Origin of the sequence: Isoptericola sp. NPDC056618, from assembly GCF_042792715.1 — a bacterium.
In the GTDB taxonomy this organism is placed as follows: Bacteria; Actinomycetota; Actinomycetes; order Actinomycetales; family Cellulomonadaceae; genus Isoptericola; species Isoptericola nanjingensis.
Map to the genome: position 1 here is coordinate 12,764 of NZ_JBHTVZ010000001.1, position 20,389 is coordinate 33,152.

The 20,389-nt window shown below is 75.6% G+C and carries 17 protein-coding genes; 11 read left to right on the forward strand and 6 right to left on the reverse strand.

Annotated elements, in window-relative coordinates:
* Positions 1-23: 23 nt before the first annotated feature.
* Positions 24-1,235 carry a MalY/PatB family protein gene (locus ACFQ8T_RS00060; protein WP_430544532.1) on the reverse strand — a complete coding sequence of 404 codons (1,212 nt, stop codon included), beginning with the start codon at positions 1,233-1,235 and terminating at the stop codon, positions 24-26.
* 64 nt (positions 1,236-1,299) lie between these two features.
* On the reverse strand, positions 1,300-2,004 hold the full coding sequence (locus tag ACFQ8T_RS00065; protein WP_430544533.1) for a hypothetical protein: 705 nt from the start codon (positions 2,002-2,004) through the stop codon (positions 1,300-1,302).
* A 306-nt stretch (positions 2,005-2,310) separates the two neighbouring features.
* On the opposite strand from ACFQ8T_RS00065, the gene ACFQ8T_RS00070 reads away from it, so the two are divergent.
* The 10 genes from ACFQ8T_RS00070 to ACFQ8T_RS00115 all read left to right on the forward strand — a co-directional run bounded on the left by ACFQ8T_RS00070 (position 2,311) and on the right by ACFQ8T_RS00115 (position 14,126).
* Positions 2,311-2,631 (forward strand): hypothetical protein, encoded by a 321-nt coding sequence (locus tag ACFQ8T_RS00070; RefSeq protein ID WP_430544534.1) that lies wholly within the window; start codon positions 2,311-2,313, stop codon positions 2,629-2,631.
* A 107-nt stretch (positions 2,632-2,738) separates the two neighbouring features.
* Entirely contained in the window at positions 2,739-5,702 is a 2,964-nt protein-coding gene (locus ACFQ8T_RS00075) for an AAA family ATPase (RefSeq protein WP_430544535.1), read from the forward strand.
* A 24-nt stretch (positions 5,703-5,726) separates the two neighbouring features.
* Complete coding sequence (locus ACFQ8T_RS00080) at positions 5,727-8,126, forward strand: SpoIIE family protein phosphatase (RefSeq protein WP_430544536.1); 2,400 nt, start codon at positions 5,727-5,729, stop codon at positions 8,124-8,126.
* Positions 8,127-8,191: 65 nt separating this feature from the next.
* Positions 8,192-9,262 (forward strand): sigma-70 family RNA polymerase sigma factor, encoded by a 1,071-nt coding sequence (locus ACFQ8T_RS00085; RefSeq protein WP_430544537.1) that lies wholly within the window; start codon positions 8,192-8,194, stop codon positions 9,260-9,262.
* 48 nt (positions 9,263-9,310) lie between these two features.
* Positions 9,311-10,555, forward strand: a complete 1,245-nt coding sequence (locus ACFQ8T_RS00090) for an AI-2E family transporter (protein ID WP_430544538.1) — start codon at positions 9,311-9,313, stop codon at positions 10,553-10,555.
* 2 nt (positions 10,556-10,557) lie between these two features.
* A complete protein-coding gene (locus ACFQ8T_RS00095; RefSeq protein WP_430544539.1) occupies positions 10,558-11,772 on the forward strand; it encodes a cation:proton antiporter in 1,215 nt (404 codons plus the stop codon).
* Positions 11,773-11,797: 25 nt separating this feature from the next.
* Positions 11,798-12,250 (forward strand): universal stress protein, encoded by a 453-nt coding sequence (locus tag ACFQ8T_RS00100; protein ID WP_430544540.1) that lies wholly within the window; start codon positions 11,798-11,800, stop codon positions 12,248-12,250.
* A complete protein-coding gene (locus ACFQ8T_RS00105) occupies positions 12,247-12,681 on the forward strand; it encodes a fluoride efflux transporter FluC (RefSeq protein WP_430544541.1) in 435 nt (144 codons plus the stop codon). Before ACFQ8T_RS00100 ends, ACFQ8T_RS00105 begins: the two co-directional genes overlap by 4 nt.
* A gap of 10 nt (positions 12,682-12,691) precedes the next feature.
* Positions 12,692-13,096, forward strand: coding sequence for a fluoride efflux transporter FluC (locus tag ACFQ8T_RS00110; protein ID WP_430544542.1), 405 nt, complete (start codon positions 12,692-12,694; stop codon positions 13,094-13,096).
* 55 nt (positions 13,097-13,151) lie between these two features.
* A complete protein-coding gene (locus tag ACFQ8T_RS00115) occupies positions 13,152-14,126 on the forward strand; it encodes a 5'-3' exonuclease H3TH domain-containing protein (RefSeq protein WP_430545076.1) in 975 nt (324 codons plus the stop codon).
* Positions 14,127-14,148: 22 nt separating this feature from the next.
* On the opposite strand, the gene ACFQ8T_RS00120 is transcribed toward ACFQ8T_RS00115, so the two are convergent.
* The 3 genes from ACFQ8T_RS00120 to ACFQ8T_RS00130 all read right to left on the reverse strand — a co-directional run bounded on the left by ACFQ8T_RS00120 (position 14,149) and on the right by ACFQ8T_RS00130 (position 18,378).
* Positions 14,149-14,838 (reverse strand): VOC family protein, encoded by a 690-nt coding sequence (locus ACFQ8T_RS00120; RefSeq protein ID WP_430544543.1) that lies wholly within the window; start codon positions 14,836-14,838, stop codon positions 14,149-14,151.
* A gap of 89 nt (positions 14,839-14,927) precedes the next feature.
* Entirely contained in the window at positions 14,928-17,600 is a 2,673-nt protein-coding gene (locus ACFQ8T_RS00125) for a phosphoenolpyruvate carboxylase (RefSeq protein ID WP_430545077.1), read from the reverse strand.
* A 127-nt stretch (positions 17,601-17,727) separates the two neighbouring features.
* Positions 17,728-18,378 (reverse strand): CatA-like O-acetyltransferase, encoded by a 651-nt coding sequence (locus tag ACFQ8T_RS00130; RefSeq protein ID WP_430544544.1) that lies wholly within the window; start codon positions 18,376-18,378, stop codon positions 17,728-17,730.
* A gap of 169 nt (positions 18,379-18,547) precedes the next feature.
* Between ACFQ8T_RS00130 and ACFQ8T_RS00135 the strand changes: the two genes are divergently transcribed.
* On the forward strand, positions 18,548-19,324 hold the full coding sequence (locus ACFQ8T_RS00135) for a metallophosphoesterase family protein (protein WP_430544545.1): 777 nt from the start codon (positions 18,548-18,550) through the stop codon (positions 19,322-19,324).
* A gap of 10 nt (positions 19,325-19,334) precedes the next feature.
* Here ACFQ8T_RS00135 and ACFQ8T_RS00140 read toward each other — a convergent pair whose 3' ends face one another.
* A complete protein-coding gene (locus ACFQ8T_RS00140) occupies positions 19,335-20,345 on the reverse strand; it encodes an NADP-dependent oxidoreductase (protein ID WP_430544546.1) in 1,011 nt (336 codons plus the stop codon).
* Positions 20,346-20,389 lie beyond the last annotated feature (44 nt).

Consider the following 20,389-nt stretch of genomic DNA (forward strand, 5'->3'; position numbering starts at 1 on the left):
GGACTGCCTCGGCACGGTCCGTGCTACACCGGCGCGACGAGGGCGCGGCCGAGGCGCTCGACGGCCTCGGTGAGCACCGCCGTCGACGTCGCGAGGTTGAGCCGCAGCCACCCGGCGCCGCCGGCGCCGAAGCGCACGCCGTCCTCGAGGGCGAGGCGGCCACGTTCCAGGACGAACGCGGCGGCGTCGGCGGCGGGGACCCCGCCGGGCAGGGTGGCGCGCAGGTCGAGCCAGGCGAGGTAGGTGGCGTCGGCGGGCTGGAGCCGCACGGCGGGCGCGTGCTCCGCGAGCAGGCGCGCGAGCAGCCCGCGGTTCGCGTGCACGCCCGTGAGGAGGGCGTCCAGCCACGGCCCGCCGTCGCGGTAGGCCGCCGCGTGCGCCAGCACCGCGAGGTGGTTGACGGCGTGGCCCGCCTCCTCGGGGATCCGGCGCAGGTCGTCTGCGGCGTCCGGCCCGCCGAGCGCGACCGCCGCCCGCAGCCCGGCGAGGTGGAAGGCCTTCGACGCCGACTGCACGACGATCGCGCGCTCGGACCCCGCCACGGACAGCAGCGGCACGAACGCGGGCGCGCCGGCGGCCACGCGCTCGAACGTGAAGGGGGCGTGGATCTCGTCGGCCACCACCCGTACCCCGTACCGGTCGGCGAGCGCCAGCACCGCCTCGAGCTCCGCGCGGGTGTGCACGGTGCCGGTGGGGTTGTGCGGGTTGCAGAGCAGCAGCACGGCGCGCCGGCCGGAGCCGGGCCCTGTGCCGTGGGCGGCGGCGCCCGTGACGCGCGCGAAAGCGGCCTCGAGCGTGCCCAGGTCGAGCCGCAGGTCGGCGCCCAGCGGCGCCTCCACGACCTGCCGCCCCTCGTTGCCGGGGAAGCCGTAGAACGGCGGGTACACGGGCGGCGTGACGACGACGGCGTCGCCGGGGGCGGTGAGGACGCGCAGCACCTCGACGATCGCGACCATGACGTCCGGCATCGTGCGGCTGGACGCGACGTCGGGGGCCCAGCCCCACCGCTCTCGCGCGAACGGCCCGAGCGCCTCGGCGTACGCGGTTCCGACGTCGTACCCCGTGTCGCCGAGGGCGAGCGCGGCACGGACGGCGTCGACGACGGGCGGGGCGACGGGCGTGTCCATCTCGGCGACGAACAGCGGCAGCACGTCCGGCGGGTAGGCGCGCCACTTCACGGACGTACGACGGCGCAGGTCGTCGAGGGTGAGCTGCTCCAGAGGGTTGTCGGTCACGGCTCCGGTCTACCAGAGGCGGCCGCGGACTACCTCGGCGCGAGGGGTACTACCTCGGCACGGGTCAGGCGGACGGGACCGTCCTCACCACCGGGGCCCACTGCTCCTCGACGAGGGCCGGGCGGTCCTCGTCGGTGTGGCCGGCCCAGCGCCGGGCGTCCTCGATCGTGGCGGCGAGGAGGCCGCGCAGCCGGGCGTCCGTGTCGGGCACGAACGCCTCGCTGATGCCCTGCACCGCGGTGGACACCACGGACGGCGCGGCGTCGCGGACGAACCGCTTGGGCCGCACCCGGGTGCCCTCGCAGAACCGGTAGGCCCACTCGGCCGTCTTCGGCGACGCGGCGAGCGCGTCGGCGCTGGCGGGGTCGAGGGTCCCCTCGGGTCGACCGTCCAGGGCGTCGAGCATGCGCTCCGCGCCGATGATGGCGACGGCCAGCGTCTGCTGCCGGTCGGCGGGCGCGACCGGCAGCGCCGTCTGCGCGGCACGCAGCGCGATCCGCACGTCCCAGCGCGGGTCGCCGCTGGTCAGCCCGATGACGGACGGGATGAGCGGCGCGAGCTTCGGCCGGTTCCCGTCGGAGGTCAGGTCGTTCACGGCACGGGCCAGCATCGCGAGGAGCGGGTGCGTGCACTGCGGATGGTCGCTCCACCGTTCACCGGCCAGGAACGACGCCAGCTCCATGAAGCACGCGCCCTTCTTGGGGTTGCGGTGCTTGCCACGCCCGAGCATCGGCAGCGCGTCGAAGGCGCCTGCAACAGATCCAGCCACGAGTCCACCCCCGTATAGGTCCGGTCTCCCCAGTGTGCGACCGCTGTGACCCAGGTCGCAACGGCTGGCGCGGGCGAAGGCGTGCCCGGCCCCTGCCCCGGGGCCCCGCGGCCCCGCCCTGGGGGTACCTCAGACGGGCGAAGGCCCTGGTCGCCGCGCCGTCTGAGGTACCCCCGACGCCGAAGACGGGGCGGTTGCCCGATCCCCCGCCGGGGGCCTCAGGACGACCGTGGTCACCACGAGATCGGAGAGCCGGCGGTGGCCGGCACGAAGGCCGGGGACACCGGCCGGTGAGGGGACGAGGACATGAACCAGATGACGTCGCGGGACCTGGCCGTCCTGGCCGAGCTGGACTACCGGCGCGAGCGGATGGCCGAGACCTACCAGCGCGGGACGCCGGCGTGGATGCGCACGGTGGGCCGCGCGGTCCGGGACCTGGCCCGCCGGGCACGGTCGCGGGCCGCGGACCGCGAGGCCGTGCAGCGGCTCGGCTCGACGCTCGACGCCGTCGCGGCCCGGACCGACGCCCGCGCGTGGGACCTCCAGGTGACCCGCCGGGCCGACCAGATCGCCCACGGGCTGGACGCACTGCGCCCGCAGGACGGCGCCGGACGCCGGGCCGCCTGACCGTGGGCGGCACGGGGGCCCGCACCGCGGTCGAGGCGGCCACGGGGCGGGTCGGCGAGCCCGGAAAACCTGGGGCGGGTGTGGGTGCTCGGTGGGACGATCACCTCGTGCGACGTTCCAGCGAGGTGCCCCTGATCGCCCGCCAGGAGGAGGTCACCGCCTTTCGCGGTGCGCTGGAGCGCGCCGCGGAGGGCGAGCCGGGCGTCCTGCTGCTCGGCGGCGACGCCGGGGTGGGTAAGACCCGCCTGGTCACCCACCTCGCCGACGTCGCGCGCGACGCCGGCGCGCGCGTCGTCGTCGCGCACTGCGTGGACCTGGGCGACGTCGGCATCCCGTACCTGCCGTTCACGGAGGCGCTGACCGAGCTGCGCGGCGTCCCCGCGGTGGCCGAGGTCGTCGCCGCGCGCCCCGCCCTCGCGCGCCTGCTCGACCCGGCGGGCGGTGCGGACGGCGACGCCGACCACGCGGAGCGCCTGCAGCTGCTCGACGGCGTGGCCGGCAGCCTCGCCGCCGCCGGCCGGGCGGGCTCCCCGCTCGTGCTGGTCGTCGAGGACGTGCACTGGGCGGACGAGTCGACGCGCGACGTGCTGCGGTTCGTCGTCGCGCGGATGCGGTCGGAGCACCTCCTGGTCGTCGCGACGTACCGCAGCGACGACCTGCACCGCCGCCACCCCCTGCGCCCCGTCCTCGCGGAGCTGTACCGCCAGCGCCCGGTGGAGCACGTCGAGCTGTCCCCCTTCACCTCCGACGAGCTGCGCGAGTTCACCACCGCCACCCGCGGCGAGCCCCTCGGCGAGGCCGAGTTCGACGCCGTGCGCAGCCGGTCGGACGGCAACGCCTTCTTCGCCGAGGAGCTGCTCGACGCGGGCCAGTCGTCGACCGGCCTGCCGTGGTCCCTGGCCGACGTCCTGCACGCGCGCCTGCAGCGCCTCGACCCGGCCGTGCAGCAGCTCGTGCGGCTCGCCGCCGTCGCCGGGCGCCAGGTGGACGAGGCGCTGCTGCGCGCCGCCGCGGCGCACCTGCGCGGGCTCGACGCGCCGGGCGCGACCGACGCCGCCCTGCGCGAGGCCGTGGCCCAGCAGGTCCTGCGCGTCGAGGGCCAGCATGTCGCGTTCCGGCACGCCCTGGTCGCCGAGGCGCTCGTGCTCGACCTGCTCCCGGGCGAGCGCACCACCATGCACCGCGCGTATCTCGACGCGCTGACGGCGGACCCGCGCCTCGGGAAGGCGGCCAAGCGCGCCCACCACGCGTTGGAGGGGCACGACCTGCCCGCCGCGCTCGTCGCGTCCCGCGACGCCGCCCGCAGCGCCGCGACGATGCTCGCCCCCGCGGAGGAGGCACGGCACCTGGAGCAGGTGCTGTCCCTGTGGGAGTCCGTGCCGGACGCCGCGGAGCTGCTCGGCACCGACCGGGTCGCGGTCGCCCTCGACACCGCGGCCGCGGCCAGCTCCGCGGGCCAGGCGTCGCGCGCGGAGCAGCTCGCGCGGCGCGCCCTCGAGGGCCTCGACGGCGACCCCGAGCGGCAGGCCCGCCTGCGGCACGTGCTGGTGCGCTACGTGCTGGACCTGGAGGACCTGGTCGACGCCCTGGACCAGTCCAGCTCGGCGCTCGACGTGCTGCTGCCCGGCGCCACCGACGCCGGCAGCCCGGCCGCCCTCGCCGACGTCGAGGTGTCCGACGACGCCGCGACGCCCGAGCTGGCGTGGACGCTCGCCGTGCACGCCCGGGTGCTGCTCAACAACGACCGCGACGACGAGGCCGGCGGGTTCGCCCGGCAGGCGGTCGACGTCGCCCGCCGGGCCGACGCGCCCGACGCCGAGGCCGACGCCCTCACGACCCTCGCGATGCTGGAGGTCGGCACGCCGGACACCGCGGCCGACCTGCTCGAGCGTGCCCGGGAGCGCGCCGTCGCCGCGGGCGACCTGCGCACCGAGATGCGCTGCTGGTACAACCTGGCCGCCACCCACTTCTACGCGGGCCACCTCGACCTGTCCGCGCAGGTGCTCGACGCCGGCATGGCGCGCGCCCGGTCGACCGGCGTCACGTGGGGCGCGTACGGCCTGGAGATGGTGGACCTCGCGCAGATCCGCGCCTACCTCACGGGCGACCTGTCCCCGTGGCCGGTGCCCGAGGGCGCCCCCGCGAGCGTCGTGCCGTACCTCGCCGCGGGCGGGCTGTACGCGCAGGTCGCGCGCGAGGGCGGGGACGCGATCGGCGCGGCGCAGGACATGCGCGTGCACTGGGGGAGCGACGGGCAGATCGCCCTCATCGCCGGGGGCACCCACGCCGACGCGCTCACGTGGGCCGGCCGCTACGACGAGGCGGTCACGACGGCCGAGGAGGTCGCCACGCACCTGGGCGCCACCTGGTCCGAGTTCTTCCTCGGCCGCATCTGGCTGTCCGCGCTGGCGCTGGCCGCGCTCGCGGAGCACGCGGAGAGCGGCCCCCACGCGGTCGGCCCCGCCCAGGAGCTGCTCGACCGCGGCGACGCCCTCCTCGCCGTCGCGCAGGAGACCGCGCGGCGCGGGCGCCCCCGCGGCGGGCGGCTCGGCCCCGAGGGCCGGGCGTGGCTGAGCCGCGCGGCGGCGGAGCACTCCCGGCTGCGGGCCGCGCTCACCGACACCGCGGTCGACCCCGGGCTGTGGGAGGCGACCGTCAAGGAGTTCGACTTCGGCTACCGCTACGAGGTGGCCCGGTCCCGGTTCCGCTGGGCGCAGGCGCTGCGGGCGTCCGGCGACGTGCCGGCGGCCGAGGTGGAGGCGGCCGAGGCGCTCGGCGAGGCCGTCGACATGGGCGCCGCGCCCCTCGCCGACGCGATCCACGCGTGGGGCCGTCGCGCCCGCGTGCCGCTGCCCGGCGGCCGCCGCACGACGTCCGTCCTCACGGAGCGCGAGGAGGAGGTGCTGGTGCTCGTCGCGCAGGGGCTCAGCAACCGTCAGATCGGCGAGCGGCTGTACATCTCCACGAAGACGGTCAGCGTGCACGTGTCGAACCTGCTCGCGAAGCTGGGCGTGTCGGGGCGGGCCGAGGCGGTCGCCGTCGCGCACCGGCGCGGGCTGATCGGCGTCTGACCGATCGAGGTCCATACTGGGCCCGTGCCGGAAGCCCAGGCTGTCGGCTCCCTGTCCGGCCCGTCGCCCGGCCCCGTGCCCGGTCCCGCGTCCGACCGCGTGCCCGGCCCGCCGCCCGGCCCGGCCAACGGTGAGCCCGTCGCAGACGAGGTGTTCGACCGCATCGCGCGGCTCGTGCACCGCCAGCTCGGCGTGCCCGCGGCCGCCGTCGTCATGCTCACCGACGAGGGCGACGTCAAGACGCTGCCGGGCGCCGTCGGCTTCCCGGAGGACGCGCAGCGCAGCCGCCGCCTCGAGCTCCCCCGGCCCCTGACGGCGATCGTCGCGCGCACCCGCACGCCGCTCGTCGTGGGCGACGCCGACGACGACCCGCGGGTGGGCGGCCGGCACAGGATCGGCGGCCTCGTGCTCGCCGCGTACGCCGGGTACCCGATCGAGGACGCCCGCGGCCACGTGGTCGGCGCGCTGTGGGCGGTGTCGTCCGTGCCGCGCACCTGGACCGAGACGGACCTCGCCACCCTCGCCGACCTGTCGGCCGCGGCGTCGGGCGAGCTGCGGCTGCGCGCCGAGCGGGAGCGGGCGCGGCTTGCCGAGCAGGTCGCGTTCCGCGCGCACCGCCGGTCGCGGTTCCTGCTCGGGCTGTCGGAGCGGTTCGCGCGCGTCACCACGCTGGACGAGGTCGAGGACGCCATCGCGCACGTCATCGGCACCGGGACGGGCGCCCGCTGGGTGTCGCTGGCCCTGGTCGACGCCGACCGGCGGCACCTGTCGTTCTTCACCGTGGGGCACCACCACCCGGGCGAGCCGGCGCTGCGCAGCACACGGCTCGACGCGCCCCGGCCCGACACGCACGTCGTCCGCAGCCGGGCCGCCCTGCGGTTCCGCGACCACGCGGAGATGGTCGCGACCTACCCGGAGATGGGCCCCGTGGGGTCCGTGTCGGAGGGCGCGCGGTCGTTCCTGCCGGTGATGTCGAACGGCATGGTCGTGGGCGTCATCGCCTGCGTGTGGGACCAGGCCCGCGAGCACGACGCCGAGACCGCGGCGCTCGAGTCGACGATCAGCCGGTACGTGGCGCTCGCGCTGGAGCGGGTGGCGCTGCTGGAGGCTCGGCGGCGGGTCGCGACCACGCTGCAGGAGTCGATGCTCACCGCGCCGCCCACGGTGGCGCACCTCGACATCGCGACCACCTACGCCCCCGCCGCGCGCACCGACCAGGTGGGCGGCGACTGGTACGACGCGGTGGTGCGCGACGACGGCACGGCGATCGTCATGATCGGCGACGTCGCGGGCCACGACGTGCACGCCGCCGCGCAGATGGGCCAGCTGCGCTCGATGCTCCGCGCGCTCGCGTGGAGCCACGACGAGTCGCCCGCCGGGCTGCTGACCCGCCTCGACAAGGCGAACGCGCGCCTCGGCCCGCGGGCGATGGCGACCGCCGTCGTCGCGCGCCTGGACCGTGACCCGGCGCCGTGCCCGACGGAGGCGCTCGAGGGCGTCCCGCCGGCCGAGCGGCCCGAGCGCGCGTACACGCTCACGTGGTCGGTGGCCGGGCACCCGCCGCCGATGGTGCTGCGGCGCGACGGGCGGGTCGAGCGCCTGTCCGAGACCCCCGACCTGCTGCTGGGCGTGGTGCCCACCACGCCGCGCGTGGACCGCTCCGTCCGCCTCCTGCCGGGCGACACCCTCGTGCTGTACACGGACGGGCTGGTGGAGCGCCGCGGCGTCCCGAGCGACGAGCGGCTGTCCGACCTGGAGACGGTGCTGCGCTCCGCGCACGGCGAGGCCACGTCCGCGGTCCCGCGCGCCCTGGTGCGCGGCCTCGTGGGCGACGCGCAGCGCGACGACGTCGCCGTGCTGGCGCTGCGGGTGCGCGTCCCCGCCCCGTCCGGGCCGCCGTCGTCGGCCGGGCCCGCCAAGGCGGAGCGGCGCGTCGCCGACGACGACCTCAGCGACCTCGGCCCGGCGCGCCGGTGGGTGGACGACGTGCTCGAGTCGTGCGAGGTGTCCGACGAGCAGCGGCGCACCGCGATGCTCCTCACCAGCGAGGTGCTGACCAACGCGCTGGAGCACGGCGAGGGACCGATCACGGCGACGGTCGAGGTGGACGGCCGCCGGCTGCGCGTCGGGGTCCGCGACGGCAGCATCGCCGAGCCGGAGCTGCAGTCCCCCCGGCCGCAGGACCTGTCGGGCCGCGGCGTGCTCTTCCTCGACCGCCTCGCGTCCCGGTGGGGCGTCCAGCTGCACGACGGCTCCGACGCCGTCGGGCGGCACTCCGGCGTCGTCGAGGGCAAGACCGTGTGGTTCGAGATCGACCGCGCGGCCCGGCCGCTCACCGGCACCGTCAAGCGGGTACGCCCGCCGACGCCCGCCACCGGCGCCGTGCCCCTGGTCGAGCGCGTGCTGCGCGACGACCGTCGCTGACCCCCCGCCGTCGCCCCGGGCGACACCCCTCCCGGGTGTCGGCGGTACGACGTACGGTGTGAGACGTGACACACGCCGCCCAGCGCGCCGCCGCGCCGTCCCGACCCGGGGCGACGGCGACCGACGCCTCCCCCACGTCCGACGGCGAGGGCGAGGACGTCGGCGCCCTGCTCGAGCCGTACCGCCGCGAGCTCACCGGCTACTGCTACCGCATGCTCGGCGGCGCGTTCGAGGCCGACGACGCGGTCCAGGAGACGCTGCTGCGCGCGTGGCGCTCGTACGACCGGTTCGAGGGGCGGTCGTCGCTGCGGTCGTGGCTGTACCGCATCGCGACCAACGTGTGCTTCGACCACCTCGGGTCGTCCAAGCGGCGCGAGCGCCCCATGGGGCTGGGCGGGCCGCAGCCGGCGGAGGAGCAGTACTTCGGCGACGTCCTCGCGGAGGACCGGTGGCTCGAGCCCGTGCCCGACGACGCCGTCCTGCCGCGCGAGGGCGACCCGGCCGACGTCGCGGTGGGCCGCGAGTCCATCCGGCTCGCGTTCGTGGCCGCGCTGCAGCACCTGCCCGCGCGGCAGCGCGCCGTGCTGGTGCTGCGCGAGGTGCTGCGCTGGTCGGCCGCCGAGGTCGCCGCCCTCCTCGACACCACCGTCGCCTCCGTGAACAGCGCGCTCCAGCGCGCCCGCGCCACCCTCGGCAGCAAGGGCCTGCGTCGGGCGGGCGACGACGGCGCCGACGCCCCCGAGCCGGAGTGGGACGAGATCGACCAGACGCTGCTCGAGCGGTACCTGGACGCGTTCGAGCGCTACGACATGGACGCCCTGGTGGCGCTGCTGCACGAGGACGCCGTGCTCAACATGCCGCCCTACACGATGTGGGTGCACGGGCGCTCCGAGGTGATCCGATGGATGACGGGTCCCGGCTCCGGCTGCGAGGGGTCGCGCTGCGTGCCCGTGCAGGCGAACGGTTCGATGGCGTACGGCCAGTACCGGCGCGACCCCACCGGCGGCTGGTCGCCGTGGGGGCTCGCCGTGCTGGAGGACGACGGCAGCGGCCGGATCACCGGCATCACCACGTTCCTCGACACGGCCACCTGGTTCCCCCGGTTCGGCCTGCCCGACCGGCTGCCCGCCCTCTGACCTGCGGCCCAGCGCGCCCCCCACGCCGCGCTGGGCTACGTTTCCGGCATGACCACGGACGCCCAGCACCCTGAGGGCGAGTCCGACGAGGTCGACGACTCCGTCCGTCCCGTCCAGCACGACAGCAAGAACCCGCCGCGGTGGCTGCCGCGTGCGCTGGTGATGGTCGTGGTGGCCGTGTTCGTCGCCACCTTCCTCTCGTACGCGTTCGGCCAGCTCGGCGGGCTGGCCGTCAACGTGCTCATCTCCTTCTTCGTCGCACTCGCGCTCGAGCCGATCGTCGTGTGGCTCGTGCGGCACGGGTGGCGGCGCGGGGCGGCCGCGGGCGTCTCGCTGGGCGGGGCGATCGTCGTCGTGCTCGCCGTGTTCGCGCTGTTCGGCAACCTGTTCGTGCAGCAGCTGATCCAGCTCGTCTCGTCGCTGCCCGACCTCTACACGAGCATCCAGCAGGGCATCGAGTCGCGCTGGGACGTCACCGTCCCCGACTCCGACGACCTCGTCGCGCAGGCCCTGGACCAGTGGGGGCAGGACGTCGCGACGGGTGCGATCAGCGTCGGCGTCTCCATCGTGGGCGTCCTGTTCGCGATCACCACGATCCTGCTCATCACGTACTACCTCATGGCCGCGGGCCCCAAGTTCCGCGCCGCCATCTGCGCCTGGCTGCGACCCGACCGGCAGCAGGAGGTGCTGACGCTGTGGGAGATCACGCAGGTGAAGGTCTCCGACTTCATCAGCTCCCGCGTCGTGCTCGCCGCCCTGTCGAGCGTGTTCACGTTCGTCTTCCTCGTGATCGTGCAGACGCCGTACGCGCTGCCGCTCGCCGTGTTCACGGGCGTCGTGTCGCAGTTCGTGCCCACCATCGGCACGTACATCGGCGGCGCCCTGCCGGTGGCGGTCGCGCTCGCCGCGCAGGGGCTGCCGCAGGCGATCGCCGTGCTGATCTTCATCGTCGCGTACCAGCAGGTGGAGAACCTCATCTTCTCCCCGAAGGTCAGCGCCCGGGCGCTGGAGATGAACCCGGCCGTGTCGTTCGTCGGCGTCCTCGGGTTCGGCGCCGTCTTCGGCGCGCTCGGCGCGTTCCTCGCCCTGCCGATCCTCGCGACCGTGCAGGCCCTCGGGAACACCTACCTGCAGCGGCACGAGCTCGTCGACTCGACGCTGCTGCACGACCCCGACCAGCCGTCCGGCCGCGGCGAGGGCGTGTGGTCGTCACGACGACGCCGCAACCTCGAGGCCGGCGAGCGCGCCGCCCGCGAGGCGGAGGCCCGGCGGCGCGACGGCGCGGAGGAGTGAGCATGGACCTCGTCGGCGGGATCGCGCTGGTCGTCGCGGTGGGCGTGGCCGGACAGGTCGCTGCCAAGCGGCTCCGGGTGCCGTCCATCCTGCTGCTGCTCGTGCTGGGCCTCCTCGTGGGCCCCGTGCTCGGGTGGCTCGACCCGGACGAGGTCTTCGGCGACGCCCTCTTCCCGCTGGTCTCGATGGCCGTGGGCCTGCTGCTCTTCGAGGAGTCGCTCAAGCTCGACTTCGGCCGCCTCCGCGGCGGCGCGCGCCGCCCGGTCCTCGGGCTGGTGACCACCGGCGCGCTGCTCACCGGCCTGGGCGCCACGGTGATCACGCACCTGTTCCTCGACCTGTCCTGGGGGCGGGCCGCCGTCATCGGCGCGATCCTCATCGTGTCCGGGCCCACCGTCGTCGGGCCACTGCTCGCGATCATCCGCCCCAAGCAGCCCGCGGAGTCGGTGCTCGCGTTCGAGGGCATCTTCATCGACCCCATCGGGGCGACCGTCGCGCTCGCCGTCGCGAACGTCGTCCTGCACGCCGAGAGCACGAGCCTGCTGCTGACGTCCGCGTGGGGCCTCCTCGTCGGCATCGTCGCGGCAGCGCTGCTCGTGCTGATCATCCGCTTCGGCGGGGTCCCGAAGGAGACGGAGGTCGTGCTCGCGGTCGCGTTCGCCCTCGGCGCCTACGCGCTCGCCGAGGCCGGGCAGGACGAGGCGGGGCTGTTCGCCACCACCGCCCTCGGCGCCGCCCTGGCGAACCAGCGGGTGGCGCGCACCGAGCCGCTGCACGAGTTCGGCACGCACGTCGGGCTGCTGCTCATCGGTTCCTTGTTCGTGGTGCTGTCGGCGCGGATCGACCTGGACGCGCTGGCCCGGTACGCGCTGCCGACCATCGGGATCGTCGCACTGCTGGTGCTGGTGCTGCGGCCGCTCGTGGCGTCGGTCTCCACGCTGGGCACCGGCCTGCCCTGGTCGCAGCGCGCGATGATCGCCTGGATGGCGCCGCGCGGCATCGTCGCCGCGTCCACCGCCTCGGTGTTCGCGCTGCGGTTCGAGGACGCCGGCGAGCCGTTCCCCCAGCTGGTGCCGGTGATCTTCGGCGTCGTGCTGCTCACCGCGATCGTGTACGGGTTCACCGGCACGCCCATGGCGAAGCTGCTCGGGGTGCGCTCCGACGACCAGGAGCGGCTGGACGACGACGGCCTCCCGGTGCTCGACCGGACCTCCTGACCGGCCCGCTGCCTACGATGGCGGCATGACCGGTCCGGTGCTGGTGGGCGTGCCCCACGACCGCCAACCCAGCGTGCCCCGGCGCGCCGCCGACCTGGCGGCCGCGCTCGGCACCGAGCTGGTGTGCGTGGCCGTGGACGAGGCGTCCGTGCGCGAGCCGTCCGGGGCCGTGGTGCCGGTCGACCCCGACGCAGGCTCCCCCGCCGACGACGGCGGCCTGTCCGACGCCGTCGCCGCCGCCTTGGCCGACAGCCCCGTGCGCTGGCGGCTCGAGCGCGCCGCCGGCGACCCGGCGGCGGAGCTCGCCCGGGTCGCAGCCGTCCACGACGCCGTCCTGATCGTGGTGGGCGCGCGCCGCCCCGGATTGCGGGGCTGGGCCACGCACCTGGTCGGTGGCACCGTCGCCGGGCACCTCGTCCACGACCAGCCGCGGCCGGTGGTCGTGCTGCCCGACCGGCACGCGGGCGACGCGTCGTGACGGCGGGCAGCCCGCCCGCACGCGTACGCCCGGCCCACCGGCGCCCCGGTCCGGTCGCGCTGGTCGCGGCCGGCGGTGCCGTCGGCACCGTCGCCCGGTTCGGGCTGGCGCAGGCGTGGCCCGCCGTCGACGGGTGGCCGGTCGCGACGCTCGCCGCCAACGTGCTCGGTGCGTTCGTTCTGGGCTGGCTGCTGGAGTCGCTCGCGGCCCGTGGACCGGAGACGCCCGTCGTGCAGCGGGTACGGCTGGCCGTCGGCACGGGCGTGCTGGGCGGGTTCACCACGTTCTCGTCCCTCGCCCTGGAGACCGAACGGCTGTTGGCTTCGGGATCCGTGGGGCAGGGACTCGCGTACGCCCTCGGCACGCTGGCGCTCGGGTATCTCGCCTGCCTCGCGGGCGTGCTGCTCGGCTCTCGCCGGAGGTCGCGATGAGGGGGCCGCGATGAGCGCCGCCGCGACGCTGCTGCTCGTCGCCGTGGCGGGCGGGCTGGGCGCCGCCGCCCGGTTCGTCGTCGACGGCGCGGTGCGGGCCCGGACGCCCGGCGCCGCGTTCCCGTGGGCCACCGTCGTGGTGAACGTGTCCGGATCGCTGCTCATCGGCCTCGTCACGGGCGTGCTGCTCGGCGCCGGCGACCCTGCCCACCTCGAGTCCTGGCGCCTCGGGGTCGCGACCGGGTTCTGCGGCGGCTACACCACCTTCTCCACGGCGATGGTCGAGACCGTCCGCCTCGCCCGCTCCGGCCGGCCCCGGCTGGCCCTGGCCAACGCCCTCGGCACCATGGCGCTCACGCTGGCGGCCGTCGTCGTCGGCATCGGCCTCGGCGTCCTCCTGGGCCGGCTGCTCTAGGACGTCGTGGGAGCTCGGGGTCGGGGGGCTGTGGCACGCTGACCCGGTGAGCCTCATGCTGCTGGACTCCGCGAGCCTGTACTTCCGCGCCTTCTTCGGCCTGCCCGACTCGCTGCGCTCCCCCGACGGCAAGCCCGTCAACGCGGTGCGCGGCCTGCTGGACATGATCGCGTTCCTCGTCACGGAGCACGGGCCGGACCGGCTCGTGGCGTGCTGGGACGAGGACTGGCGTCCGGCGTTCCGCGTCGAGGCGATCGGGTCGTACAAGGAGCACCGGGTCGCGGCGGTCACGCCCGCCGGGGAGCCCGACGTCGAGGAGGTGCCCGACGCGCTCACGCCGCAGGTCCCCGTGATCGTCGACGTGCTGGCCGCGCTCGGCATCGCCCGCGTCGGGGCACCGGGCTTCGAGGCCGACGACGTCATCGGCACGCTCGTCACCCGCGAGGTGGCGCGCAGCGCGGCGACCGCACTGCCCGTGGCCGGCGCCGTCGGGATGGTGATGCCGGCCAGCGTCGACATCGTCACCGGCGACCGCGACCTGTTCCAGCTCGTCGACGACGCGGCCGGCGTGCGCGTGCTGTACCCGGCGCGCGGCGTGCGCGACCCCGACGTCGTCGACCAGGCGAGGCTCGCGGAGAAGTACGGCGTGCCCAGCGGGCAGGCGTACGCCGACATGGCGACGCTGCGCGGCGACCCGTCCGACGGCCTGCCCGGCGTGCCCGGCATCGGCGAGAAAACGGCGGCCAAGCTGCTCGCCGCGTTCGGCGACCTGGCCGGGCTGCGCGCCGCGGCGGAGCACGGTGCGAAGGGGATCACCCCGACCCAGCGGCAGAAGCTGCTCGACGCCGCCCCCTACCTCGACGTCGCGCCCACGGTGGTGCAGGTCGCGCACGACGCCCCCGTCGGGGAGGTCGACGCGACGCTGCCCCGTGCGGCGAAGGACCCCGAGACGCTCGACACCCTCGCCGAGCGGTGGGGCATCCGCAGCAGCGTGGACCGCGTGCTCGCGGCCCTCGCCGCCCGCCCCTGAGCCGCACCCCGGCCCGGGCGGGTCAGGGCTGGAAGACGCAGAACTCGTTGCCCTCCGGGTCGCCCATGACGGTCCAGCCGATCTCGTCGTCCTGCGCGCGCACCACCCGCGCGCCGCGGGCGACGAGGTCGTCCACGGTGACGCCGTCGTTCAGGGTCACGTCCCAGTGCCAGCGGTTCTTGACCGTCTTCGGCTCCGGCACGGGGACGAAGTCGAACGACTCGAACGGGACGCCCGCGCCCTCGTCCAGGTAGGCGTAGTCCATGGCGTCGTCCTGGGTGAGCGTGCCACCCAGGAGCCCGTGCCAGAACGCCGCGACCGTCCGGTAGTCCGCGCAGTCCACGACGATGTCCTTGAGCCGGTAGGCCGGCACCTCGTCGGCGGTGAAGACGCAGAGCTCGCCGCCCTCGGGGTCCGCCAGCGTCGTGTAGTGGAACCGACCGGGCTCGCTGAGGCGCGGCAGGTCGGGGAACTCGTCGAGCGACCGGGCGCGCACGTCGGGGTGCACGCGGTGCTTCACCGTCTTCGCCTCCGGCACGGTGTTCACCCAGATCGTCCGCGCCGTCGCGGGGTCGGGGCCCGGGTCGCGCAGGACGACGTCGCCGCCGTCGAGCGGCTCGACCCGCAGCCCGAGGGTCCGCCCCCAGAACTGTCCGAGAGCAGCGGCGTCGACGGCGTCGACGCACAGGTCCTTGAACGTCACCAGGCTCATGAGCGGTCACCCTAGAACGTCGTGGGCGCTCGTTCGCGCCATTCCTCTGAGGAACGGCGCCGAACGAGCGCCCACGACGACGGACCGGGTCAGCCCGTGTTCTGCAGGCCCGCGGAGACTCCGTTCACGGTGAGCAGCAGCAGGTGCTGCCAGCGGTCCTTGTGGCCGCCGTCCACCCACTCGCCGTCGTCCACGGTGAGGCCCTCGCTGACGCCCTGGCTGCGGAGCGCGCGCAGGGCGCGGACCTGGAGCAGCGACAGCGCGTCGACGTACGGGGAGCGCAGCTGCACGGCGCGGCCGAGGACGCGGCGGTTGGCGAGCGGCCACTCGTTGCCCGTCACCCGCAGCACCCACTCGCGGGTGAGCCGCAGCTCGCCGAGCACGAGGTCCGCGAGGTCGTCGCGGTCGCCGAGGGCCAGGTACTGCGCGGCGATGTCCTCCTGCGTCTTGGCGAGGCCCATCTCCACGGTGTCGAGCAGCGTGGTGAACAGGGGCCACTCGCGGTACGCGGCCTGCAGCTCCTCGAGCCCGCCCGGCTGCTCGCCCGCCGAGCGCAGCGCGGTGCCGAGGCCGAACCAGCCCGCGAGGTTGATGCGCGCCTGCGACCAGGAGAACACCCAGGGGATGGCGCGCAGGTCGTCCAGCGAGTTGACCGACAGGCCGCGCTTGGCCGGGCGGGAGCCGATCGGCAGCAGGCCGACCTCCTCCAGCGGCGTCACCTGGGAGAACCACTGCGGGAAGCCCTCGGACTTCACGAGGCCGTGGAACGCAGCGCGCGACGTCTCGTCGAGCGCGGCGGCCAGCGGCGCGAACCGCTCCCGGGCGTCGGCGTTCCGCTTCTCCACCGTCGGGGCCGAGGCGAGCAGCGTCGCCGCGGCGACCTGCTCGATGTGCCGCGCGGCGATCGTCGGGTCGCCGTAGCGGGCGAGGATGACCTCGCCCTGCTCGGTGAGCTTGAACCGGCCGTCCACCGAGTGCGGCGGCTGGGCGAGCACCGCGCGGTTGGCAGGGCCGCCGCCGCGGCCGAGCGAGCCGCCGCGGCCGTGGAACTGGGTCAGCGTGATGTCGTGGCGCTGCGCCCACTCGGCGATCCGCGACTGCGCCTTGTGCAGGGCGAGGGTCGCGGCGACCGGGCCGACGTCCTTCGACGAGTCCGAGTAACCGAGCATGACCTCGACGCGCCGGCCGTTCTCCGCGAGGCGGCGCTGCACCTCGGGGAACTTCAGCATCGCCTCGAGGATGTCGACCGAGTTCTCCAGGTCGTCGAAGGTCTCGAACAGCGGCACGGCGTCGACGACGGGGGCGTCGTCGCTGCCCTCGAAGGCGAGCGCGGCGAGCCGGTAGACGGCGGCCAGGTGCTCGGGCGCCTGCGTGAACGACACGATGTAGCGGCGGGCGGCGCGGATGCCGAACCGCTTCTGCACGGCGCCGAGGGCGCGGTAGGTGTCGAGCACCTCGACCGTGCGCTCGGAGAGGTCGCCGTGGACGCCCTTCTCGTCGATCTCGGCGAGGGCGGCGGCGTGCACCTGCGAGTGCTGGCGCACCTCCAGCTCGGCGAGGTGGAACCCGAAGGTCTGCACCTGCCACACGAGCTTCTGCAGGTCGCCGTAGGCGGCACGCGGGGCGCCCGCCTCGACGAGGGAGCGCTGCACGACCTCGAGGTCGGCGACGAGCTCCTCCGGCTCCCGGTACCCGAGGTCCGCGTCGCGGCGGCGGGTCGCGGCGACCCGGCCGGCCACGGCGAGGACGGCGGCGCGGTGCGGCTCGTTCGGCGAGTCGGCGGCGGCGCGGGTCACGAGCTCGTCGGAGAGCTGCCTCATCCGCTGCCACAGCGCCTTGAGCTCGGCCGACGCCGGCGTGCCCTCCTCGTCGAGCGTGAGCTTGCGCCCCGTCTCGACGGCGGCCTTCTCGAGCGCGCCGAGCGCGTGCTCGGCGGCGAGGGTCGCGGCCTGGCGGGTGACCTCGGCGGTGACGTTCGGGTTGCCGTCGCGGTCGCCGCCGATCCAGGAGCCGAGGTGGACGAACGGGCGCGCGACGGGCGGCACGCTGCCGGCCTCGCCGTCGAGCAGCCAGTCGTCCAGGCGGCGGTACACCTCGGGGAAGGTGGAGAACATCGTGGCGTCGAAGACGCCCATCGCGGTCTTCACCTCGTCGAGCACGGACGGCTTGTGCGCGCGGATGGGCGACGTGCGCCACATGGTGTCGATCTCGGCGAGCAGGCGGCGCTCGTTCTCGGCGAGCGTGGTGCCGCCGGGGCGCATCGTGTCGCGGTCGGCGACCAGCGACGAGATGCGGCGGACGGCGCCCGAGACGGCGCGACGTCGGGCCTCGGTGGGGTGCGCGGTGAGGACCGGGCGGAACTCGATCTCGCCCAGGCGCCGCAGCGCCTCGTCGCGGCCGACCTCCTCCGCGAGCTGCGTGAACGCCTGCGGCAGCGAGTCCTCGATGACGACTCCCGACGCGGCGTCGGACTCGCGCGCCCGCAGCACGCGGACGCGGTGGTACTCCTCGGCGAGGTTCGCCAGGTGGAAGTAGCACGTGAAGGCCCGCGCGACCTGCTCGGCGCGCTCCGGCGTGAAGCCGGCCACGACCTCGGCCGCCTCCGCCAGCGTCGCGCCGCCGTCGTCCGCCCCGTAGGCGCGGATCGTCAGGCCGCGCAGACGCTCGACGTCGTCGAGCAGGCTCTGACCGCCCGCCTCCTTCAGCACGGTGCCGAGCAGCCCGCCCAGCAGGCGGATGTCGTCCCGCAGGGGGTCGGGCATCTCGTGGCGTGCCACCACGCGTTCGATCGAGCCGGTGGATCCCAGGTTCTCGCTCACGGGACTAGAGGGTAAGCCGTCTCGCCGTCCGGGCGTCGAGCCGTCCGGCAGGTGACCCCCGGACTGTGGCTCAGCCCACCCACGAGGGGTCGTCGAGGAGCTCCTGCAGCTCGGTGACCAGGCGCGCCGTGTGGAAGCCGTCGGCGGCGGCGTGGTGGACCTGCACGGCCATCGGCAGGAGCACCCGGCCGCCCCGCTCGACGTACCGGCCCAGGGTGACGATCGGCGCGAGGTGGTTCCAGGCGTCGCGGATGTTCAGCGTGAACCCGGTGAACGACGCCCACGGCAGGCTGGACACGTCGAACGCGTTCGGCGGCGGCGCGCCCTGGGGGAAGAAGTCCGTCGAGCCCCCGTGCTCGGCCAGCACCGCGGTCGCGGCGTCGTGGAACGCGCCGAAGTCGGCGTCGTAGGGCGCCCAGACGCACGAGAACGTCTCCCGTTCCACGTGGAACACGGTGAACGCCGGGTGCACGACCGGCCAGACGGCGGGCGCGCCGTCCTCGGTGAGGACCATGCGGAACTCGTCGTGCCGGTTCACGACCGTCGCGAGCGCCCACACCTGCGCCACGTACGTGCGGCGCGACGACGCGCGCAGCGCCGCCGCGAACGCCGTCGCGTCCAGCTCCACCGTCATCGCGTAGGTGCACGGCGACGCCCGGTAGTGCGCGAAGTGCTGCCGGCGCGGCCAGGTGACCAGGTCGATCGGGGCGGGAGTCTGCATGCTCCCCAGGGTCGCAGCGACCACCGGCCCCTCGGCAACGCATTTCTGGTCGCCCCGACCGACGGTGCCGCGTTCGGGACCGAGCGCGCGGTCGCGGTTAAGGTCGTCCCCGGCGGATGGTCCCCACGGGCCGCTCGCACGGCCGGACGACGGACGGAGCGAACGGCAGATGACGAGGGTGTACGCGGTCAGCGACGTGCACGGCTACCGCGACGTCCTGGTGCGTGCCCTGGCCGAGGAGGGGCTCACGGACGCCGACGGCCGATGGGCCGGCCGGGACGCCCGGCTCTGGTTCCTCGGGGACTACCTGGACCGCGGGCCGGACGGCGTCGGCGTCATCGACCTCGTCCGGCGGCTCGTCGACGAGTCCGGGGGCGCCGTGGCGGCGCTCCTGGGCAACCACGAGGTGCTGGCGCTCGGGATGCGGCGGTTCGGGGCGACGACGGTCCCGCCGCCCGGCGAGCCCGAACGGAGCTTCGCGCGGTCGTGGGCCCGCAACGGCGGCCTGGGCCGCGACCAGGCGCGGCTCACCGACGAGCACGTCGCGTGGCTGAGCGCCCTGCCGATGGCGGCGCACGACGCCGGTGCGCTCCTGGTGCACTCGGACACCCTCGCCTACCTCGGGTGGGGCCGGACGCTCGACGACCTGAACGCCGCCGGGCGGGACCGGCTGGCGAGCGACGACCTCGTCGTGTGGTGGGAGACGTGGCGGGACCTCACGTCGCGCGCGGCCTTCCGCGGGGAGGACGGCCCGCGGGCCGTACGAGAGCTGCTGGACCACCTCGGTGGTGACCGGGTCGTGCACGGGCACAGCATCGTCGCCGAGATGCTCGGCCGCGCGTACACGGACGTCACCGAGCCGCACTCCTACGCCGGCGGCCGCGCGCTCGCCGTCGACGGCGGCATCTACGAGGGCGGCCCCTGCCTCGTCGCACGGCTCGCCTGAGGGGCCCCGGTCACTCGCCCGGGAGCTCCACGACGACCTTGCCCTTCGCGCGACCGCGCTCCAGGTAGGCGAACGCGCGGGCGATGTCGGCGAACGCGAACGTCCGGTCGACCACGGGGCGCAGGTGCCCGTCGTCGACGAGGCCCGCCAGGACGGCGAGGTCCGCCCCGCTCGGGCGCATGAAGAGGTAGCGGTAGCGGACGCCCGCGCGCCGGGCCCGGCGACGGATGGCGGTGCTCGCCGCCCACAGGAGGGCCGCCTTGAGGGGGCCGGCGTCCAGGTCGACGCGCGCCGTCGTCGCGTCCGGGAGTCCGGCCACGGAGACGACGGTCCGGCCCGGCCTCAGGATCGTGAAGGCGTCGGTGAGGTCCTGCCCGCCGGTGAGGTCGAACGCCCCGTCCTGGTCGGACACGACGTCGGCGAAGCGCTCGGCGCGGTAGTCCACCACCCGCGCGGCGCCGAGCGAGCGCACGAGGGCCGTGCCGCGGGCGGACGCCGTCGTCGTGACCTCCGCGCCGAGCCAGACCGCGAGCTGGATCGCGAGGGTGCCGACGCCGCCCGCGCCGCCCGTGATCAGCACGCGGTCGCCGGGGGCGACCCGCAGCTCGTCGCGCAGGGCCTGCAGGGCCGTGAGCCCGGCCAGGGGCAGCGAGGCGGCCTCGACGAACCCGACCGCCGCGGGCATCGCCGCCACCAGGTCCTCCGCGACCGCCGCGTACTCGGCGAACGCGCCGAGGCGCCGCTTGTCGACCCGCGCGAAGACCCGGTCCCCCACGGCGAACCGGGTGACACCCGCGCCGACCGCCGCCACCTCGCCCGCGAGCTCGCTGCCCGCGACCAGCGGTAGCCGGAGCCTGGTGATCACCCGGAGGCCGCCGTCGCGCGTCTTGTGGTCGATCGGGTTCAGGCCCGCCGCCCGCACGCGGACCAGCACCTCGCCGGGCCCGGCGACCGGGCGCGGCACCTCCCGCAGCTCCATCACGCCCGGGTGGCCGTAGCGCCTCAGCACGTACCCCTGCATCCGTACGTTCCCTCCCTCGGTGGTCCGGCGCGCGCCGCGGGCCG